Origin of the sequence: Pseudonocardia kunmingensis, assembly GCF_006716445.1 — a bacterium.
GTDB classification, from domain to species: Bacteria; Actinomycetota; Actinomycetes; order Mycobacteriales; family Pseudonocardiaceae; genus Pseudonocardia; species Pseudonocardia kunmingensis.
On record NZ_VFPA01000001.1, the window covers coordinates 137,667 to 151,327 of the forward strand.

Genomic DNA, 13,661 nt, shown 5'->3' on the forward strand with positions numbered 1-13,661 from the left:
CCGCAGGCTGCTTGCCGCCCGCGGGGTCTCCACCTCGAGCGAAGCCGGAAGCCCCAGCTGCCGCTGGGTGCAGCGTGTTGATGTAGTAGAACGCCCGGCCGTCGGGAGAGGGGCGAGGTTGCAACGACGTTGAACAGCGTCCGCTCGGCGACGTCGGCGTACCGCGGATCGCCGGTGGCGAGCAGCAGCCGCCAGGACAGCATCACCGACGCCACTCCCGCACAGTCTCGCAGTACGCGCGATCGGGTGGCAGGACGTAGTCGTCGCCGAACGACTCGTCCTGGTGGTGCGACCCCATCCCGCCAGTGAGGTACGTCCGTCGGGCGATGGTGGGTCCCACTGCCGCTCCACGGCGGCGAGCAGATCGGCGTCCCCCGTCTCCACCGCGACGTCCACGGCCCCGGCAGCCAGGTACAGCGCACGGACCGCGTGCCCCGCAGGACCGTCGCCTCGCGCACCGGCACGTCGTCCTGGAAGTAGGCACGCCCGAACTCGATGTCCGCGAGCCGCTGGTGCCCCCGCCGCTCGACGAACTCGGCCGCCATCTCGAGGTAGCGCTGCTCGCCTGTCAGCCGGGCGAGCTCCACGAACGCGGTCTCGATCTCGGGATGGCCGTCGATCCCGGGGCTCCCGCCAGGGCCGAAGACTTCGGGCTCGGGCGCCGGCACATCGCCCACATCACCGGCGACCGGGAGTACGCGGCCGCCACCGACCGCGCCGAGGGCGCGGCGAGCGCACTCGCCGCGCACGGCCTGCGGTTCGCGGGCCAGGCCCCCCTCTTCGGTGAATGGTCGGAGTACTGGGGCTACTCGGCCATGCGCTCCCTGCTCGACCGCTCCACGGAGGTGGACGCCGTGATGTGCGGCAGCGACCAGGTGGCCCGTGGCGTGCTCGACGCGCTGCGCGAGCGCGGCCGGTCGGTCCCCTGCGACGTCGCCGTGATCGGCTTCGACAACTGGGGATCGATACTGGCCGGCGCCCGTCCGCCGCTCAGCACGGTCGACATGAACCTCGAGCAGCTCGGCCGTTCGGCCGCCCAGCGGCTCTTCGACCGCATCGACGGCAGCGCCGCACAGGGCGTCCAACGCCTACCGTGCCGGCTCGTGCTGCGCGAGTCGACTCTCGGCGCCGGCTGACCCCCGGCTACGGACCCGCGACCGGCACGCCCGTCGACCCGCGGAACACCATGCTGGGCGCGACCGTCTCGACACCACCGCTCGGACGACCGTCGATCGCCTCGAGCAGCCGCTGCGCCGCCCGGCGCCCGATCAGCTCCAGCTGCGGGTCCAGCGTGGTGAGCGCAGGCGACCGGCCGGTCGCCATCACGTCCCAGTTGTCGAACCCGATCACGGCGACGTCGCCCGGTACCGACCGACCGGCGCGCTCCAGGGCGTCGACGACACCGCGTGCGACCTGGTCGCTGCCGCAGATCACCGCGTCGAGGTCCGGGGCGACGGTGAGGAGCTGGTGGGCGGCCTGTCGACCCCACTCCTCCGACCACGCCCCGTACCGGGGCGCTCCCCCGGTGAGCGCGAGTCCGGCCTCGGCGAGCACCCGCGCGGCCGACTCGGCCCGCTGCGTGGCGGAGCGCTGGTCGTCCCGCCCGGAGATGCACCCGATGCGCCGCCTGCCCGCGCCGAGGAGGTGCTCCACGGCCAGCCGGCCCGCGCGCTCGTTGTCGATCGTCACCGACGCGTCCCGCGGGTCAGCTGACGGCGCGATGGCGTAGACGACCGGCACCCCCTCGGGCACGTCGATCGGCGGGCGGGGATCGGTGACGCACCCGGTCACGATCAACCCGTCGACCCGGCGCCCGACCAGCGTGTCGACGTACAGGCGCTCACGCACCGGGTCGCCCCGCGTGTCGCACAGGAACACCGCGATGCGGCCCGGTCCGAGCGCGTCCTCCGCGCCGAGCAGGACCGGGAAGTAGAACCGGCCCACGTCGTCGGTCGCGACGAGGCCGACGGTGTAGGTGCGACCCGAGTGCAGCGCTCGAGCGACGCCGTTCATCGTGAAGCCGAGCTTCTCCGCCGCGGCCACGACGGCCGACCGCGTCTCGCTCCGCAGTTGGCCCCGGCCGTTGAGCGCCTTCGACGCGGTGCCGACGGAGACGCCGGCGAGCCGGGCGACATCTGCCAGCGTCGCGGCGCGGCCACGCGCGGAAACCCCTTGCGGATCCACGCCCCTCCCTCCGACCCGGACTGATCGTGACCCTACCCGGACCCAGGGTACTGATCACGGAGCCGCACGCAAGGAGCCGCCTTGACCGTCGGCCGCGGCCCGACCTACATTCCGAACCGCGCGCGGCAAACGTTTGCCGTCATATTTCCGAGGGTAGGTGTCAGATGGTGGCTCGGATCAGCCGCCGGCGGATGCTGGGGGCGGCCGGAGCTGCCGCGCTCGGCGCTACCGCCGGGTCCGTCACGGGCTGCGCGGCCCACTCGGACCCGCGCACCGTCCTGTCGGTCTGGGACTACTGGACCGCGGGCGGCACCAGCGCGGCCGCCGACTGGGTGCACGAGCAGTACATGGCGCACCGCCCCGACGTCCGTGTCGAGCGCCAGGTCGTGCCGTTCGACCAGTACAAGCGCACGGTGCTGCAGTCGGCGAGCGCAGGCGACGTCCCCGACGTCCTCGCGATCGACAACTCCGATGTCGCCGCCTTCGCCGCGATCGGTCTGCTCGACGACCTCACCGACCGGATCGCGGTCTGGTCCGGCGCCGCGGACATCCTGCCCGCCGCATGGCGGACCACGGAGTACCGCGGGCGGCGGTTCGCCGTCCCCGACACGGTCAACGACCTCGCCCTCTACTACGACCGAACCGTCCTGGACGCCGCCGGGGTGCGTCCGCCGTCCACGTGGGACGAGCTGCGGGAGGCTGCCGCCCGGCTCACCACCGACGGCCGGTACGGGTTCGCCGTCTCCGCGGTGCAGAGCGAGGAGGCCACCTTGCAGTTCCTCCCCTGGCTGTGGCAGGCGGGCGGCGACGTCCCGACCCTCGCGGGCACCGGAGGGCAGGCCGCGCTCGGGCTCTACAGGGAGCTGCTCGACGCCGGGCACATGTCCCGCGGCACGCTCGGCTGGACCCAGGCGGACCTGCTCAACCAGTTCGTCAACGGCCAGACCGCGATGATGGTCAACGGCCCGTGGCAGATTCCGGAGCTGTCCACATCCGACGTCGACTGGGCGGTCGCCCCCCTTCCCCGCCGGGACACCGCGGCCACCGTGATCGGCGCCGAGGACCTGGGGATCTGCGCCGGCGCCCCGCACGCCGACCTCGCCTGGGACTTCGTCACGTTCTGCAAGTCCCTGCCCGTCGCCACCCGCTACACGCAGATCAGCAACCAGCTGCCCAGCAGTCGCACCGTGTCGGAGGATCCGCACTGGTCCGCCGACCCCGCCCTCAGCGTGTTCACCTCCCAGCTCGACGTCGCCCGTCCCCGGGCGTACGGCGAGAACTACCTCGCGATCTCGCAGGACATCCAGAAGGCGATCCAGGCCGCCCTCACCGGGCAGGCGCCCGTGGCCGACGCGCTGCAGCAGGCGCAGGACGCCATCGGCGGGAAGCTCGCCGCATGATCCCCCTGGACGCCCGCAGGCACGGGCGAGGTCGTCGGGACCTGCGGCAGGCGATCGGCCGCTACGCCTTCGCCGCCCCGGCGATGCTGTTCATCGTCCTGGCGCTGGTCTATCCGCTCGGCTACAACGTCTACCTCGCCCTGCACGACGTCACGATCGCCACGCTGCTGCGCGGGCAGGCCCCCTTCGCGGGGTTCGCGAACTACCGCGCGCTGTTCGCCGACCCGACGTTCGCCCCGTCGCTGCTGATCTCCGCGGTCTTCACGCTGGCCAGCCTGGCGCTGCAGTTCACGCTCGGCTTCGCGCTGGCGCTGCTGTTCCGCCAGCCCTTCCCCGGCGCCGGGACGATGCGCGCGCTCCTGCTGCTCGGCTGGCTGCTGCCGATCGTGGTCTCCGCGAACGTGTGGCGCTGGATCCTCGACGGCGACTTCGGCGCGCTCAACGCCGTCCTCACGGGGACGGGCCTGCTCGGGCACGGCGAGTACTGGCTCAGCCAGCCGGTCACGGCGCTGGTGAGCGTGGTGGCGGTGAACGTCTGGATCGGGATCCCGTTCAACATGATCCTTCTGCTCGCCGGGCTGAACGGGCTGCCGGAGAGCGTCTCCGAGGCCGGGACGCTCGACGGTGCGGGAGCGTGGCAGCGGTTCCGGTACCTGACGCTGCCGATGATGCGGCCCGTCGCGCTGACCGTGCTGCTGCTGTCGTTCGTGTACACGTTCAAGGTCTTCGACCTCGTGTACGTGCTGACCGGCGGCGGTCCGGTCGCCGCGACGACGACGCTGCCGATCTACACCTACCAGACGACGTTCACGGCGTTCCGCTTCGGACAGGGCGCCGCGGCCGCGACCGTGCTGCTGGTGATCTCGCTGGTCGTCGCCGGGTTCTACCTGCGCCTGATCCGCCGCGAGGAGGCGTCCTGATGGCCCGCACCCCGACCCGGCGGCGGCGCCGCACGCTCACCCTCGTCGGCCTCGCCGTCACCGTCGCGTACCTGTTCCCGGTGTACTGGATGGTGGCCACGTCGGTGAAGACGCAGTCGGCGATCTTCGCCTCGCCCCCGCAGCTGGTGCCGCTGCAGCCGGTCCTGCAGGCCTACCGGGACACCGTGCTCGGCAACCCGGCGATCCTGCGCGGCTTCCTCAACAGCCTCGTCGTCAGCACCGGCACGATGCTCCTCACGCTCGTGCTCGCCGCACCGGCGGCGTACGCGCTCGCCCGGTTGCGGCTGCGGTTCGTCGGGGTCGCGGTGCTCGTGCTGCTCGTGGCCCAGATGCTGCCGACGATCAACCTCGCGGTGCCGCTCTTCCTGATCTTCCGGAAGCTGCACCTCGTGGACACCTACCCGGCGCTGATCCTGGCCAACACGCTGTTCACGCTGCCGCTGGCGATCATCATCCTGCGCCCGTTCTTCCTGGGCCTCCCCGGCGAGATCGAGGAGGCCGCGCGGATCGACGGCTGCGGGCAGCTGCGCACGTTCTGGTCGGTGATCCTGCCGCTGACCCGGCCCGGCCTGATCACCGTCGCCACCATCTCGTTCGTCCTGACGTGGGGCGAGCTCGTCTTCGGCCTGACCCTCACGACGAAGGAGAACATGCAACCGATCACCGTCGGACTGGTGTCGCTGGTCGGGCAGTACGGCACCCGGTGGAACGACCTGATGGCAGTGGCCACGGCCGTCGCGATCCCGATCATTGTGGTGTTCGCGGTGCTGCAGCGCCAGATCGTCAGCGGGCTGACCACGGGAACGGGGCGGGACTGACATGCGATTGGAACCGTTCCCCTCCAGCGGCGGCGACGGCATCGCCCTGCGGGCCGAGGGCATGGAAGTGAGTGTGCCCACCCCGGTGGCGGCCGAGTGCCTCGGCCACGTCCCGGTGCTCGCGCGGTACGACTGCCTCACACGCGAAGGCATCGCGCTGGTCGGAAGGTCGGGGTGGCGGGTGGCGGAGCGCGACTGGGAGCTGCGCGATGTCTGGTCGGCCGACGACCACGGCGTCACAGTGCACCGGCGGCTGCGCGTCGGCGCCGGCGCGGGCACCGTGGGCGCGGCGCTGGCACTGAAGGCGCACGTCAATGACGGCTTCCGCATGCTGGTGCCGGGCGCGGTCTACTCCCCCGAGCAGCACGCCGGGCACGCCGAGACGGTGTTGTCGGAGGACCGGATCGCCACCCCGGCGGTGACGGCCCGCCGCCCCGACGGCCGGGTGGTGGGCCTCCTGCGGCTCACACCCGCGACCCGGGATACAGCACCGGTCCGCACGCCGGGCGGCCAGGAGTTCCTGCAGGACACCGACATCGGGGCGGTGGGCTTCTCCCCCGACGCGCTGCACGCCCGGGTGCCCTACCGCAACAGCGCGGGGAGCTCCGCGTTGGACAGCGACGGCACGCCGTCGCGCACCTACCTGCCGATCGGCCCCGACGGGGGCGAGATCACGGTGTCCTACCGGTTCTGGGCCGACCAGATGCCGACGTTCGCCGACGCGGCAGCGGCCACGGTCGAGCGGGCGCTCGCGGCCCACGGCATCGAGCCCGTCGACCCGCCCATCACCCTCGCGGAGGCGGTGCGGCTGCGCCGGGACGGACTGGCCCGCACCTACCGCGAGTGGTCCGGCGGTGGCGCCGGTTTCGTCCTCAACTTCGATCCCGACCGCGGGTACACGACACCGGCCCGCGCCTTCGGCGCGAGTTTCGCCAACCACGAGATGTCCCGCGCGTTGGACATCCTCGAGTACGGGTTCACCGGCCGCCAGCTCGACGCGGCGCATGTACTGGCCGAGCACGACCCGGAAGCATGGCTCGACCGTGGGGGCCGCGTCTGCGACTTCTTCGTCGCAACCATGACCACCCCGTCCGGCTGGAACCACAGCCACTACGACCTGGCGCGGGCCGCTCCGGTGCCGCCGATCGGCGGCGACCGCCCGCTCCTGCACTACCTCGCCCCGTCCGACGTCACGGGCACCTATCTGCGGCTCATCACCGAGCCGGCCGAGGACCTGCTGCACAACTATCTGTTGCACCGTGTGCACGGCGACGAGCGCCCGCACTGGCGCGACGCCGTCCGCCGGACCGCCGACTTCCTCGTGCGCGTGCAGCAGCCGGATGGCTCCTGGTTCCGCGCGTACACCCCCGACGGCGACCCGATCACCCAGGGCAGCTGGTTCGGTGACGACGGACCCGCGGCGCGCAGCGCGACCGCGGTACCCGTTCCGTTCCTCCTACACGCGGCGTCCGCGCTCCCCGACCGCGCCGACCGGTTCAGACGCGCGGCAGAGCACGCCTGCCGGTTCGTGCGCCACGCACAGGTCGATCCCGACGAGTACCGCGGCGGCACGCTCGACAACCCCAACGTCGTCGACAAGGAGGCCGCCCACCTCGCGTGCCGGGCACTGCTCGCCCTGTACCGCGCCACCGGCACGTCCCGCCCGGAGCTACTGGAGAGCGCCGCACGTGCCGCAATGGTCGCGGCCAGCTGGACGTCACTGTGGGACGTCCCGTCCCGCCCGGGCACGCGGCTTCACCGCCATGGCGTGCGCTCCATCGGCTGGGGCGGCATCAACGAAATCTGGGGCACCGGCGTCACCGACATCTACAGCCTCTTCTTCCTCGACGACCTGCTCGTGCTCTCCGAGCTCACGGGCAGACCCCTGTTCGCGCGCGTCGCCGACCTCATCGCGCACGGCACCGCCCAGCTGCTCGCCCACGACGGCGACTGCTACGGCTTCGCCGACACCGGGATGCAGCCGGAGGGCATCGCGTTCGCCGACCAGGGCGTGGACGACAGCCTGATCCGAAAGGGCGACACGTGGGGTGGCCTCGGCTGGATCTATGCCGCCGGCACGTCGGGGCTCAGCTCCTGGTGCCGGGCGGCGGAGGCGACCGGGCGGGCGCGGATCAGCGGGCCGCTCAGTAGTTCCGGAGCAGCTAGTGCCTCGTCAGGAACGGTCGACGTCGTCACCGGGCCAGGTTGATCGACTGGCTTGGTGACCGGGAGGCTGTCGCCCGGAGGTGGGTGATGACGCGACAGCCTGAGGTGTTCGTCCGCGAGCTCGACCCGACCGAAGCGCAACGCCTGGTGAAGATCACCAGGACCGCGCGGGACCGGGTCCGGCTACGCCGGGCCGGGATCGTGGTGGCCTCGGTGCAGGGCCGCAGCGCCGCCGATGCGGCGGCGATGTTCGCCGCGACGGCGCGGTACGCGCGGGAGATGATCCACGCCTCCAACGAGAAGGAGGTCCTCAAGGGCATCGACCTGGACGTGCGCAGCACCAGCGCGGCGGTGACACCCATCAGGATCGTCGCCACGGCCGTGATCGCCGGATCGACGCCGAACTGGACCGAGTCGAAGATCAGCTTTGGCAGTGTGACGAGTCCGGGGGCCGGACCCGCCGAGGAGGTCGCCGGCCCGCAGCGGCGGGCAAGCACCCCTTAGCAGCCGACGGGTTGGGTTCGATGGCCCCGGCAGACACCCGTCCGAACGAGCCAGCGGCCCCGTCTACCGCGTCGCCTGGGTCGGCTCGTTCTCCGTGAAGTGCCGCAGCGCGAGCGCGCGGGAGTCGCCCACGTGCTCGCGCATGAGCTGCTCGGCGCGCTCCGCGTCGTGGTCGCGCAGCGCCATGATGATCGCCTCGTGCTGGGCGTTGGCTCGGCGGAGCTGATCCGGCGGGTAGGGGTATCGGGAGCGGTAGGTGGCGGTGAAGGCGTGCACCTGGCCGAGGATCGTGCGCAGCAGCTGACTGCCCGCCGCGTCCGCGATCAGACCGTGCAGCTTCAGGTCCGCCTCGGCCTGCTCCTGCGGGGTGGCGTGGTCGTTGAGGCGCTCGATCCGGCCGTGCGCCTCGTCGAGCGCGGCCAGTTCCCGCTCGGTGATCCGGCCCGCGGCCAGTGCGGCGGCATGCGACTCGAGCAGCGTGCGGACGGAGTAGATCTCGGAGATGTCGGTGGCCGTGATGGTGCGTACCGTTGCCCCCCGGTTCGGCGTCATCCCGACGAGACCCTCTCCCTGCAGGATGAACAGGGCCTCGCGGATCGGGGTGCGGCTGATCCCGAGCTCTTCGGCGAGCGCCCGCTCCCGGAGGGGCTGTCCCGGCTGAAGCCGGCCGTCGAGGATCGCTCTGCGGACGATGCGGGCGACGCCCTCGCTGCTGCGCTGGGACATGGGCAGGCCGTCATCGGTCAGAAGATCCATTGCGTGGCCGTCTCCAGAGTCCGCCCCCACGAGGCATCTGCGTGCCCCTCCGCCGACGATCGTAGACGCCCGGGTCGTCCGGGCCGGTGGACGCAGCAGGCGGCCCGGCCCGGGAACGACGGGCAGGCCCGGTACTTCGTCACGAGTGTTACGAGCTCGTTGATTCGAGACGAAGGTCTTGCCCGATCGGCGGTCCACCCGTCATGGTGGAGCCACCCCAAGCCGGGAAGCCGCGAACGAGTACGGCCCCAGATGGTATACAAGTATGCCATTCGTCTCGCTCGGGCCCGGCACCAACGACGCAGGGGAGGACCAACGTGGATCGGCCTTCGACGGCCCACGTCTACGAGCGGGCCGGGTTCGGCAGACCGGTGGTGCGCGGCGCGCGGCCTGCCGTTGTGGTCGTGGACTTCACCTACGGCTTCACCGATCCGCAGTACCCGACGGCAGCCGACATGACGGCTCCCGTGCTGGCGACCGCGCGCCTGCTCGACGCGGCCCGGGCCGCAGGCGCCCCGGTCGTCTTCACCACGATCTCCTACGACGCTGCGCAGGTCGCCGCGCTCGCCTGGCTGCGCAAGGCCCCGGGCATGGCAGCGCTGCAGGTCGGGAGCCGACTGGTCGAGATCGACCAGCGATTGTCGCCGCGACCGGACGAGCACCTGCTCACCAAGACCGGGGCATCCGCCTTCTTCGGCACCGCGCTGGCGGGCCACCTCGCCTCGGTGGGGGCCGATACCGTGATCGTGACCGGCGCGACCACGAGCGGGTGCGTCCGCGCGACCGCCGTGGATGCCGTGCAGCACGGCTACCCGGTCCTGGTCCCGAATGTCTGCGTCGGTGACCGGGCGCGGGCCCCGCACGACGCGAGCCTGTTCGACATCAACGAGAAGTACGGCGACGTCGTCGGCCTCGACGACGTCCTCGCCTACCTCGAAGCCCTGCGGCCGGATCCCCCCGAACCGGAGCAGCTGTCCACCACCACGTCCCAGGCGGAGGCGCGCGCATGACGTCCACCAGTCCCACCCCGACCGACGCCCCACCCGTGCCGGCGGGAGCGGCGGACGCGCCCGCTCAGGCAGTGCCGGGGAAGCGCTTCGCCAGCCCGTTCGCGGTGCAGACGCCGCCAGGTGCGGAGGGCTGGCACAGCATGTACCCGTACTACGCGCTGCTGTGCGACGAGCGCCGCGAGTTCGACGACGGCAAGTTCTGGTTCTTCGACGGGATGCACAACCCCGAGCCGCTCTACCCGTTCGACACGATCATGACCGAGAACTGGTGGGTCGCGGTCAGCCAGATGTCGACCCGGGTGTGGCCGATCCCGCTGGCCGGCGGCATCGACCACCGGATCATCAACGGGTACCTCTACATCAGCCCCAACGCGGTCACCGACGCCGACGAGATCGCCCAGCGGGCCCAGGAGTTCACCGTCCGCGCCGGGCACTACTACGAGAACTGGGACGAGATCTACGAGCAGTGGGTCGCCAAGGCGACCGACTGCATCGAACGGCTCAAGGCCATCCGGTTCGCGCCCCTGCCCGGCATGGAGCCGGCGGACCGCGTCTTCGAGCACCGCGGCCTCTACTCCAGCTACGACCTGCTGAAGAGCTACGGCGAGCTGATCACGAACCTGTTCGAGATGGGTTCGTACCACTTCGAGATGCTCAACCTCGGCTACGGCGCCTACCTCACGTTCCGCGAGTTCTGCCAGACCGCGTTCCCGGGCATCACCGACCAGACGATCGCCAGCATGGTCTCGGGCATCGACATCATGCTCTTCCGTCCCGACGACGAGGTCCGTGCGCTGGCGGAGCTCGCCGTCGAGCTCGAACTGACCGACGTGCTGCTGACCGAGGAGGACCCGAGCTCCGCGCTCGCCGCGCTCGCCGCGCTCCCGGGAGGCGCGCGGTGGCTGGAGTCCTTCGAACAGGCCAAGGACCCGTGGTTCTGGTTCTCGACCGGGGCGGGCTACCAGCACAGCGACCGCGCCTGGATCGACGACCTGCGTCTCCCGTTCACCGCGCTGCGCGGCTACATCACGAGGCTGCTCGCCGGCGAGGACATCCGCCGGCCCCTCGAGGAGATCCTGGCCGAGCGCGTGCGGGTGACCGACGAGTACCGCAGCTACCTGCCCACCGACGCCGACCGCGAGTCCTTCGACGGGCTGGTCGCGCTCGCCCGGCAGGTCTTCCCGTTCGTGGAGAACCACAACTTCTACGTCGAGCACTGGCACCACTCGATGTTCTTCTCGAAGGTGCGCGAGCTCGGCGAAGTCTTCGTCGCCCATGGGTTCTTCGACGACCGCGAGGACATCTTCTACCTGCACCGCAACGAGATCTACTCGGCGCTCTACGACCTCAACATCGGCTGGGCCACCGGCACGGAGGCCCGCGGGGTCACCTACTGGCGGCCCGAGATCGAGCGCCGGCGCCGCATCCGGGAGGTGCTCAAGGCCCACCCGCCGCAACCTGCGCTGGGCGTCCCGCCGGACTACATCACCGAGCCGCTGACGGTGATGCTCTGGGGCATCACCCAGGAGTCGGTGCAGGAGTGGCTCGGCAGCGAGGGCCGCGACGGCGGTGAGCTGCGTGGGGTCGCGGCCTCGGCCGGCAGGGCGACCGGCCGGGCGCGGGTGATCGTCGACCCCGAGCAGCTGCACGAGGTGCAGGACGGCGACATCCTCGTCTGCCGGATCACCGCTCCCAGCTGGGCGCCGGTGTTCTCCCGGCTGTCGGCGGCGGTGTCCGACGTCGGCGGGATCATGGCCCACACCGCGATCGTCTGTCGTGAGTACGGCCTGCCGGCAGTCGTCGGCACCGGCTTCGCCACCACATCCCTGCGCACCGGCCAGCTCATCGAGGTCGACGGCAACACCGGCGTCGTCCACGTCGTGGAGGACGTGCCCGCATGACATCCACCGCCTCTGTCCACCCGTTCGTGCTCTGGATCGACGACTCGACTGCTGTGGGCAACCGGCTGCTGGGTGGCAAGTTCGCGAGCCTCGCGGAGATGACCGCGAACGGCTTCGCCGTGCCCCCCGGTTTCGGGATCACCACCACCGCCTACCGGCACTTCCTGGACTCCGCGGGGCTCGCGCAGCGCGCCCGCCAGGTCCGGGCCGAGGCCCGTGGGGCCGACCTCCCACGGGTGCAGGAGCTCAGCGCGGAGTTCGCCGCCGCGATCGAGGCGGCGCCGATGCCGGCCGACCTCGAGACCGCGATCCGCGAGTCCTACGCCGAGCTGGAGCGGCGGACCGGGAGCACCGGCCTGCCCGTGGCCGTGCGCTCCAGCGGGGAGTCCGAGGACCTGGCGGGGGCCAGCTTCGCCGGGCAGTACGACACGTTCCTGTGGATCCGGACCGGAGACGGCGTGCTCGCCCACGCGCGGCGCTGCTGGGCCGGGATGTTCGGGCCTGCTGTCCTCACCTACCGCCCCGACACCGAACGGGACGCGGCTGCCGGCGACCACGCCATCTGCGTCGGTGTGCAGCAGATGGTGCAAGCACGGGCGGCCGGTGTCATGTTCACCCTCGACCCCGTCACCGGCGACCGCTCCAAGGTCGTCATCGAGGGCTGCTGGGGCCTCGGGGAAGGCGTCGTCAGCGGCGGGATCACGCCGAGCCGCTACGTCGTGGACAAGGTGACCTTCGAGGTCGTCGCCCAGGAGGTGCAGCGACAGGAGACCCAGTACGGCTTCGACCCCGACACCGGCAGCGTCGGCCTCGTGCCGGTCGATGCCGAGGTGTCCGGCTCGCCCTGCCTCGAGGCCGCACAGATCGACACGCTTGCGCGGCTGGCGAAGGAGATCGAGCGGCACCGCGGCGCCCCCCAGGACATCGAATGGGCCGTCAGCCAGACGGGCGAGGTGCACGTCCTGCAGGTTCGCCCGGAAACCGTCTGGAGCCGACGCCAGGCCGAGCAGCTCGTCACCGAACGCAAGTCCGCGGTCGGTCACGTCCTGGCCCGCTTCGCCGGCGTCGGCGTGACGCATGGCGGCGGGGGCCGCACGTCGTGAAGCCCGCCCCGTTCGCCTACCACCGTCCGACCTCGGTCGCCGAAGCGGTTGCCCGCCTGGCCGAGTACGACGGGGCGGCCCGCGTGCTCGCCGGAGGCCAGAGCCTCGTGCCGATGCTGAACATGCGGCTGTGGCGGCCCGCGGCACTCGTCGACATCAACGAGCTCGACGAACTCGACGACGTCCGGCTCGACGGGCACCGGATCACCCTGGGCGCCCTGGTCCGCTACGCCGCCCTGGAGCGCTCGCCTCTCGTGGCCGAGCGGCTCCCGCTGCTCGCGCGGATGGTGGGGCACATCGGCGACCGGCAGGTGCGCAACCGCGGCACCGTCGGTGGTGCACTGGCCCAGGCCGACCCCACCGGGGAGCTGGCCCTGGCGTGCCTCGTGATGGGCGCGGTCGTGACCGCCACCGGGCCGGGCGGGACGCGGCGGATCCCCCTGTCCGAGCTGTACGCCGGCTCCTACGCGAGCACGCTGGAGCCCGACGAACTGCTCACCGCGGTGGAGATACCGCCACAGTCGCGCCACGTCGCCTTCCGCGAGGTCTGCCGCAAGCACAACGACTTCGCCGTGCTCAGCGTGGCCACCACCGGCGACCGGGATGCCGACGGCCGGTGGCACGACGTCCGCATCGGCCTCGGCGGGGTCGCGGACACCCCAGTCCTCGCCGGAGCGGCCGCCGCCGCCGTCACCGGCACGGCCCTCGACGACGCCGACCTCGAGGCCGCCGCGGCCGCCGCACTCGAGGTCGTCGACCCGCCCACCGACGTGCGCGCCTCGGCCGAATACCGCCGGCATCTGGTCCCCGTCCACGTCCGCCGGGCGCTCGCCGAGCTGCGCGCGGCGCCGTCCCGGTGACCCCGTCCACCACCCGCC

General features: G+C 71.9%; 12 protein-coding genes and 1 pseudogene. 10 read left to right on the plus strand and 3 right to left on the minus strand.

Annotation, left to right across the window (positions count from 1 at the left end):
- Nucleotides 1-170: 170 nt before the first annotated feature.
- Nucleotides 171-677, minus strand: a pseudogene (locus FB558_RS45615) (beta-L-arabinofuranosidase domain-containing protein); the annotation flags it as partial.
- Here FB558_RS45615 and FB558_RS00620 point away from each other — a divergent pair.
- The gene (locus FB558_RS00620; RefSeq protein ID WP_142053473.1) at nucleotides 609-1,136 is read left to right on the plus strand and encodes a substrate-binding domain-containing protein; all 528 of its coding nucleotides are present in this window, start codon (nucleotides 609-611) and stop codon (nucleotides 1,134-1,136) included. The pseudogene FB558_RS45615 and the gene FB558_RS00620 sit on opposite strands and share 69 nt — an antisense overlap.
- 7 nt (nucleotides 1,137-1,143) lie before the next feature.
- Here FB558_RS00620 and FB558_RS00625 read toward each other — a convergent pair whose 3' ends face one another.
- Nucleotides 1,144-2,184 (minus strand): LacI family DNA-binding transcriptional regulator, encoded by a 1,041-nt coding sequence (locus FB558_RS00625; protein ID WP_142047106.1) that lies wholly within the window; start codon nucleotides 2,182-2,184, stop codon nucleotides 1,144-1,146.
- Between the two features lie 164 nt (nucleotides 2,185-2,348).
- On the opposite strand from FB558_RS00625, the gene FB558_RS00630 reads away from it, so the two are divergent.
- The 5 genes from FB558_RS00630 to FB558_RS44290 are packed head-to-tail and all read left to right on the plus strand — an operon-like array spanning nucleotide 2,349 to nucleotide 8,013.
- Entirely contained in the window at nucleotides 2,349-3,584 is a 1,236-nt protein-coding gene (locus tag FB558_RS00630; RefSeq protein WP_142047108.1) for an ABC transporter substrate-binding protein, read from the plus strand.
- Nucleotides 3,581-4,504 (plus strand): carbohydrate ABC transporter permease, encoded by a 924-nt coding sequence (locus tag FB558_RS00635; protein WP_142047110.1) that lies wholly within the window; start codon nucleotides 3,581-3,583, stop codon nucleotides 4,502-4,504. Before FB558_RS00630 ends, FB558_RS00635 begins: the two co-directional genes overlap by 4 nt.
- Entirely contained in the window at nucleotides 4,504-5,343 is an 840-nt protein-coding gene (locus FB558_RS00640; RefSeq protein WP_142047112.1) for a carbohydrate ABC transporter permease, read from the plus strand. Before FB558_RS00635 ends, FB558_RS00640 begins: the two co-directional genes overlap by 1 nt.
- Before the next feature lies 1 nt (nucleotide 5,344).
- The gene (locus tag FB558_RS00645) at nucleotides 5,345-7,552 is read left to right on the plus strand and encodes a prenyltransferase/squalene oxidase repeat-containing protein (RefSeq protein WP_142047114.1); all 2,208 of its coding nucleotides are present in this window, start codon (nucleotides 5,345-5,347) and stop codon (nucleotides 7,550-7,552) included.
- A 44-nt stretch (nucleotides 7,553-7,596) separates the two neighbouring features.
- Nucleotides 7,597-8,013, plus strand: a complete 417-nt coding sequence (locus tag FB558_RS44290) for a hypothetical protein (protein ID WP_246106183.1) — start codon at nucleotides 7,597-7,599, stop codon at nucleotides 8,011-8,013.
- 63 nt (nucleotides 8,014-8,076) lie between these two features.
- On the opposite strand, the gene FB558_RS00660 is transcribed toward FB558_RS44290, so the two are convergent.
- Nucleotides 8,077-8,769: a GntR family transcriptional regulator gene (locus FB558_RS00660; protein WP_094932014.1), complete on the minus strand. Its 693-nt coding sequence runs from the start codon at nucleotides 8,767-8,769 to the stop codon at nucleotides 8,077-8,079.
- Between the two features lie 317 nt (nucleotides 8,770-9,086).
- Here FB558_RS00660 and FB558_RS00665 point away from each other — a divergent pair, with 317 nt between their 5' ends.
- Genes FB558_RS00665 through FB558_RS00680 form a run of 4 tightly spaced genes read left to right on the plus strand, consistent with a single transcriptional unit; the run spans nucleotide 9,087 to nucleotide 13,643 of the window.
- Nucleotides 9,087-9,779 carry an isochorismatase family protein gene (locus FB558_RS00665; RefSeq protein ID WP_246106184.1) on the plus strand — a complete coding sequence of 231 codons (693 nt, stop codon included), beginning with the start codon at nucleotides 9,087-9,089 and terminating at the stop codon, nucleotides 9,777-9,779.
- Nucleotides 9,776-11,680 carry a PEP-utilizing enzyme gene (locus FB558_RS00670; RefSeq protein ID WP_142047118.1) on the plus strand — a complete coding sequence of 635 codons (1,905 nt, stop codon included), beginning with the start codon at nucleotides 9,776-9,778 and terminating at the stop codon, nucleotides 11,678-11,680. Before FB558_RS00665 ends, FB558_RS00670 begins: the two co-directional genes overlap by 4 nt.
- Complete coding sequence (locus tag FB558_RS00675) at nucleotides 11,677-12,783, plus strand: PEP/pyruvate-binding domain-containing protein (protein WP_142047120.1); 1,107 nt, start codon at nucleotides 11,677-11,679, stop codon at nucleotides 12,781-12,783. The genes FB558_RS00670 and FB558_RS00675 overlap by 4 nt, the downstream gene beginning before the upstream one ends.
- Complete coding sequence (locus FB558_RS00680; protein ID WP_094932010.1) at nucleotides 12,780-13,643, plus strand: FAD binding domain-containing protein; 864 nt, start codon at nucleotides 12,780-12,782, stop codon at nucleotides 13,641-13,643. Before FB558_RS00675 ends, FB558_RS00680 begins: the two co-directional genes overlap by 4 nt.
- Nucleotides 13,644-13,661: the final 18 nt, after the last annotated feature.

What these genes read in the sequence shown, in the direction of transcription:
- FB558_RS00620 (WP_142053473.1), top strand. Translation starts at nt 609, where the DNA reads ATGGCCGTCGATCCCGGGGCTCCCGCCAGGGCCGAAGACTTCGGGCTC.
- FB558_RS00630 (WP_142047108.1), top strand. Translation starts at nt 2,349, where the DNA reads ATGGTGGCTCGGATCAGCCGCCGGCGGATGCTGGGGGCGGCCGGAGCT.
- FB558_RS00635 (WP_142047110.1), top strand. Translation starts at nt 3,581, where the DNA reads ATGATCCCCCTGGACGCCCGCAGGCACGGGCGAGGTCGTCGGGACCTG.
- FB558_RS00640 (WP_142047112.1), top strand. Translation starts at nt 4,504, where the DNA reads ATGGCCCGCACCCCGACCCGGCGGCGGCGCCGCACGCTCACCCTCGTC.
- FB558_RS00645 (WP_142047114.1), top strand. Translation starts at nt 5,345, where the DNA reads ATGCGATTGGAACCGTTCCCCTCCAGCGGCGGCGACGGCATCGCCCTG.
- FB558_RS44290 (WP_246106183.1), top strand. Translation starts at nt 7,597, where the DNA reads ATGACGCGACAGCCTGAGGTGTTCGTCCGCGAGCTCGACCCGACCGAA.
- FB558_RS00660 (WP_094932014.1), bottom strand. Translation starts at nt 8,769, where the DNA reads ATGGATCTTCTGACCGATGACGGCCTGCCCATGTCCCAGCGCAGCAGC.
- FB558_RS00670 (WP_142047118.1), top strand. Translation starts at nt 9,776, where the DNA reads ATGACGTCCACCAGTCCCACCCCGACCGACGCCCCACCCGTGCCGGCG.
- FB558_RS00675 (WP_142047120.1), top strand. Translation starts at nt 11,677, where the DNA reads ATGACATCCACCGCCTCTGTCCACCCGTTCGTGCTCTGGATCGACGAC.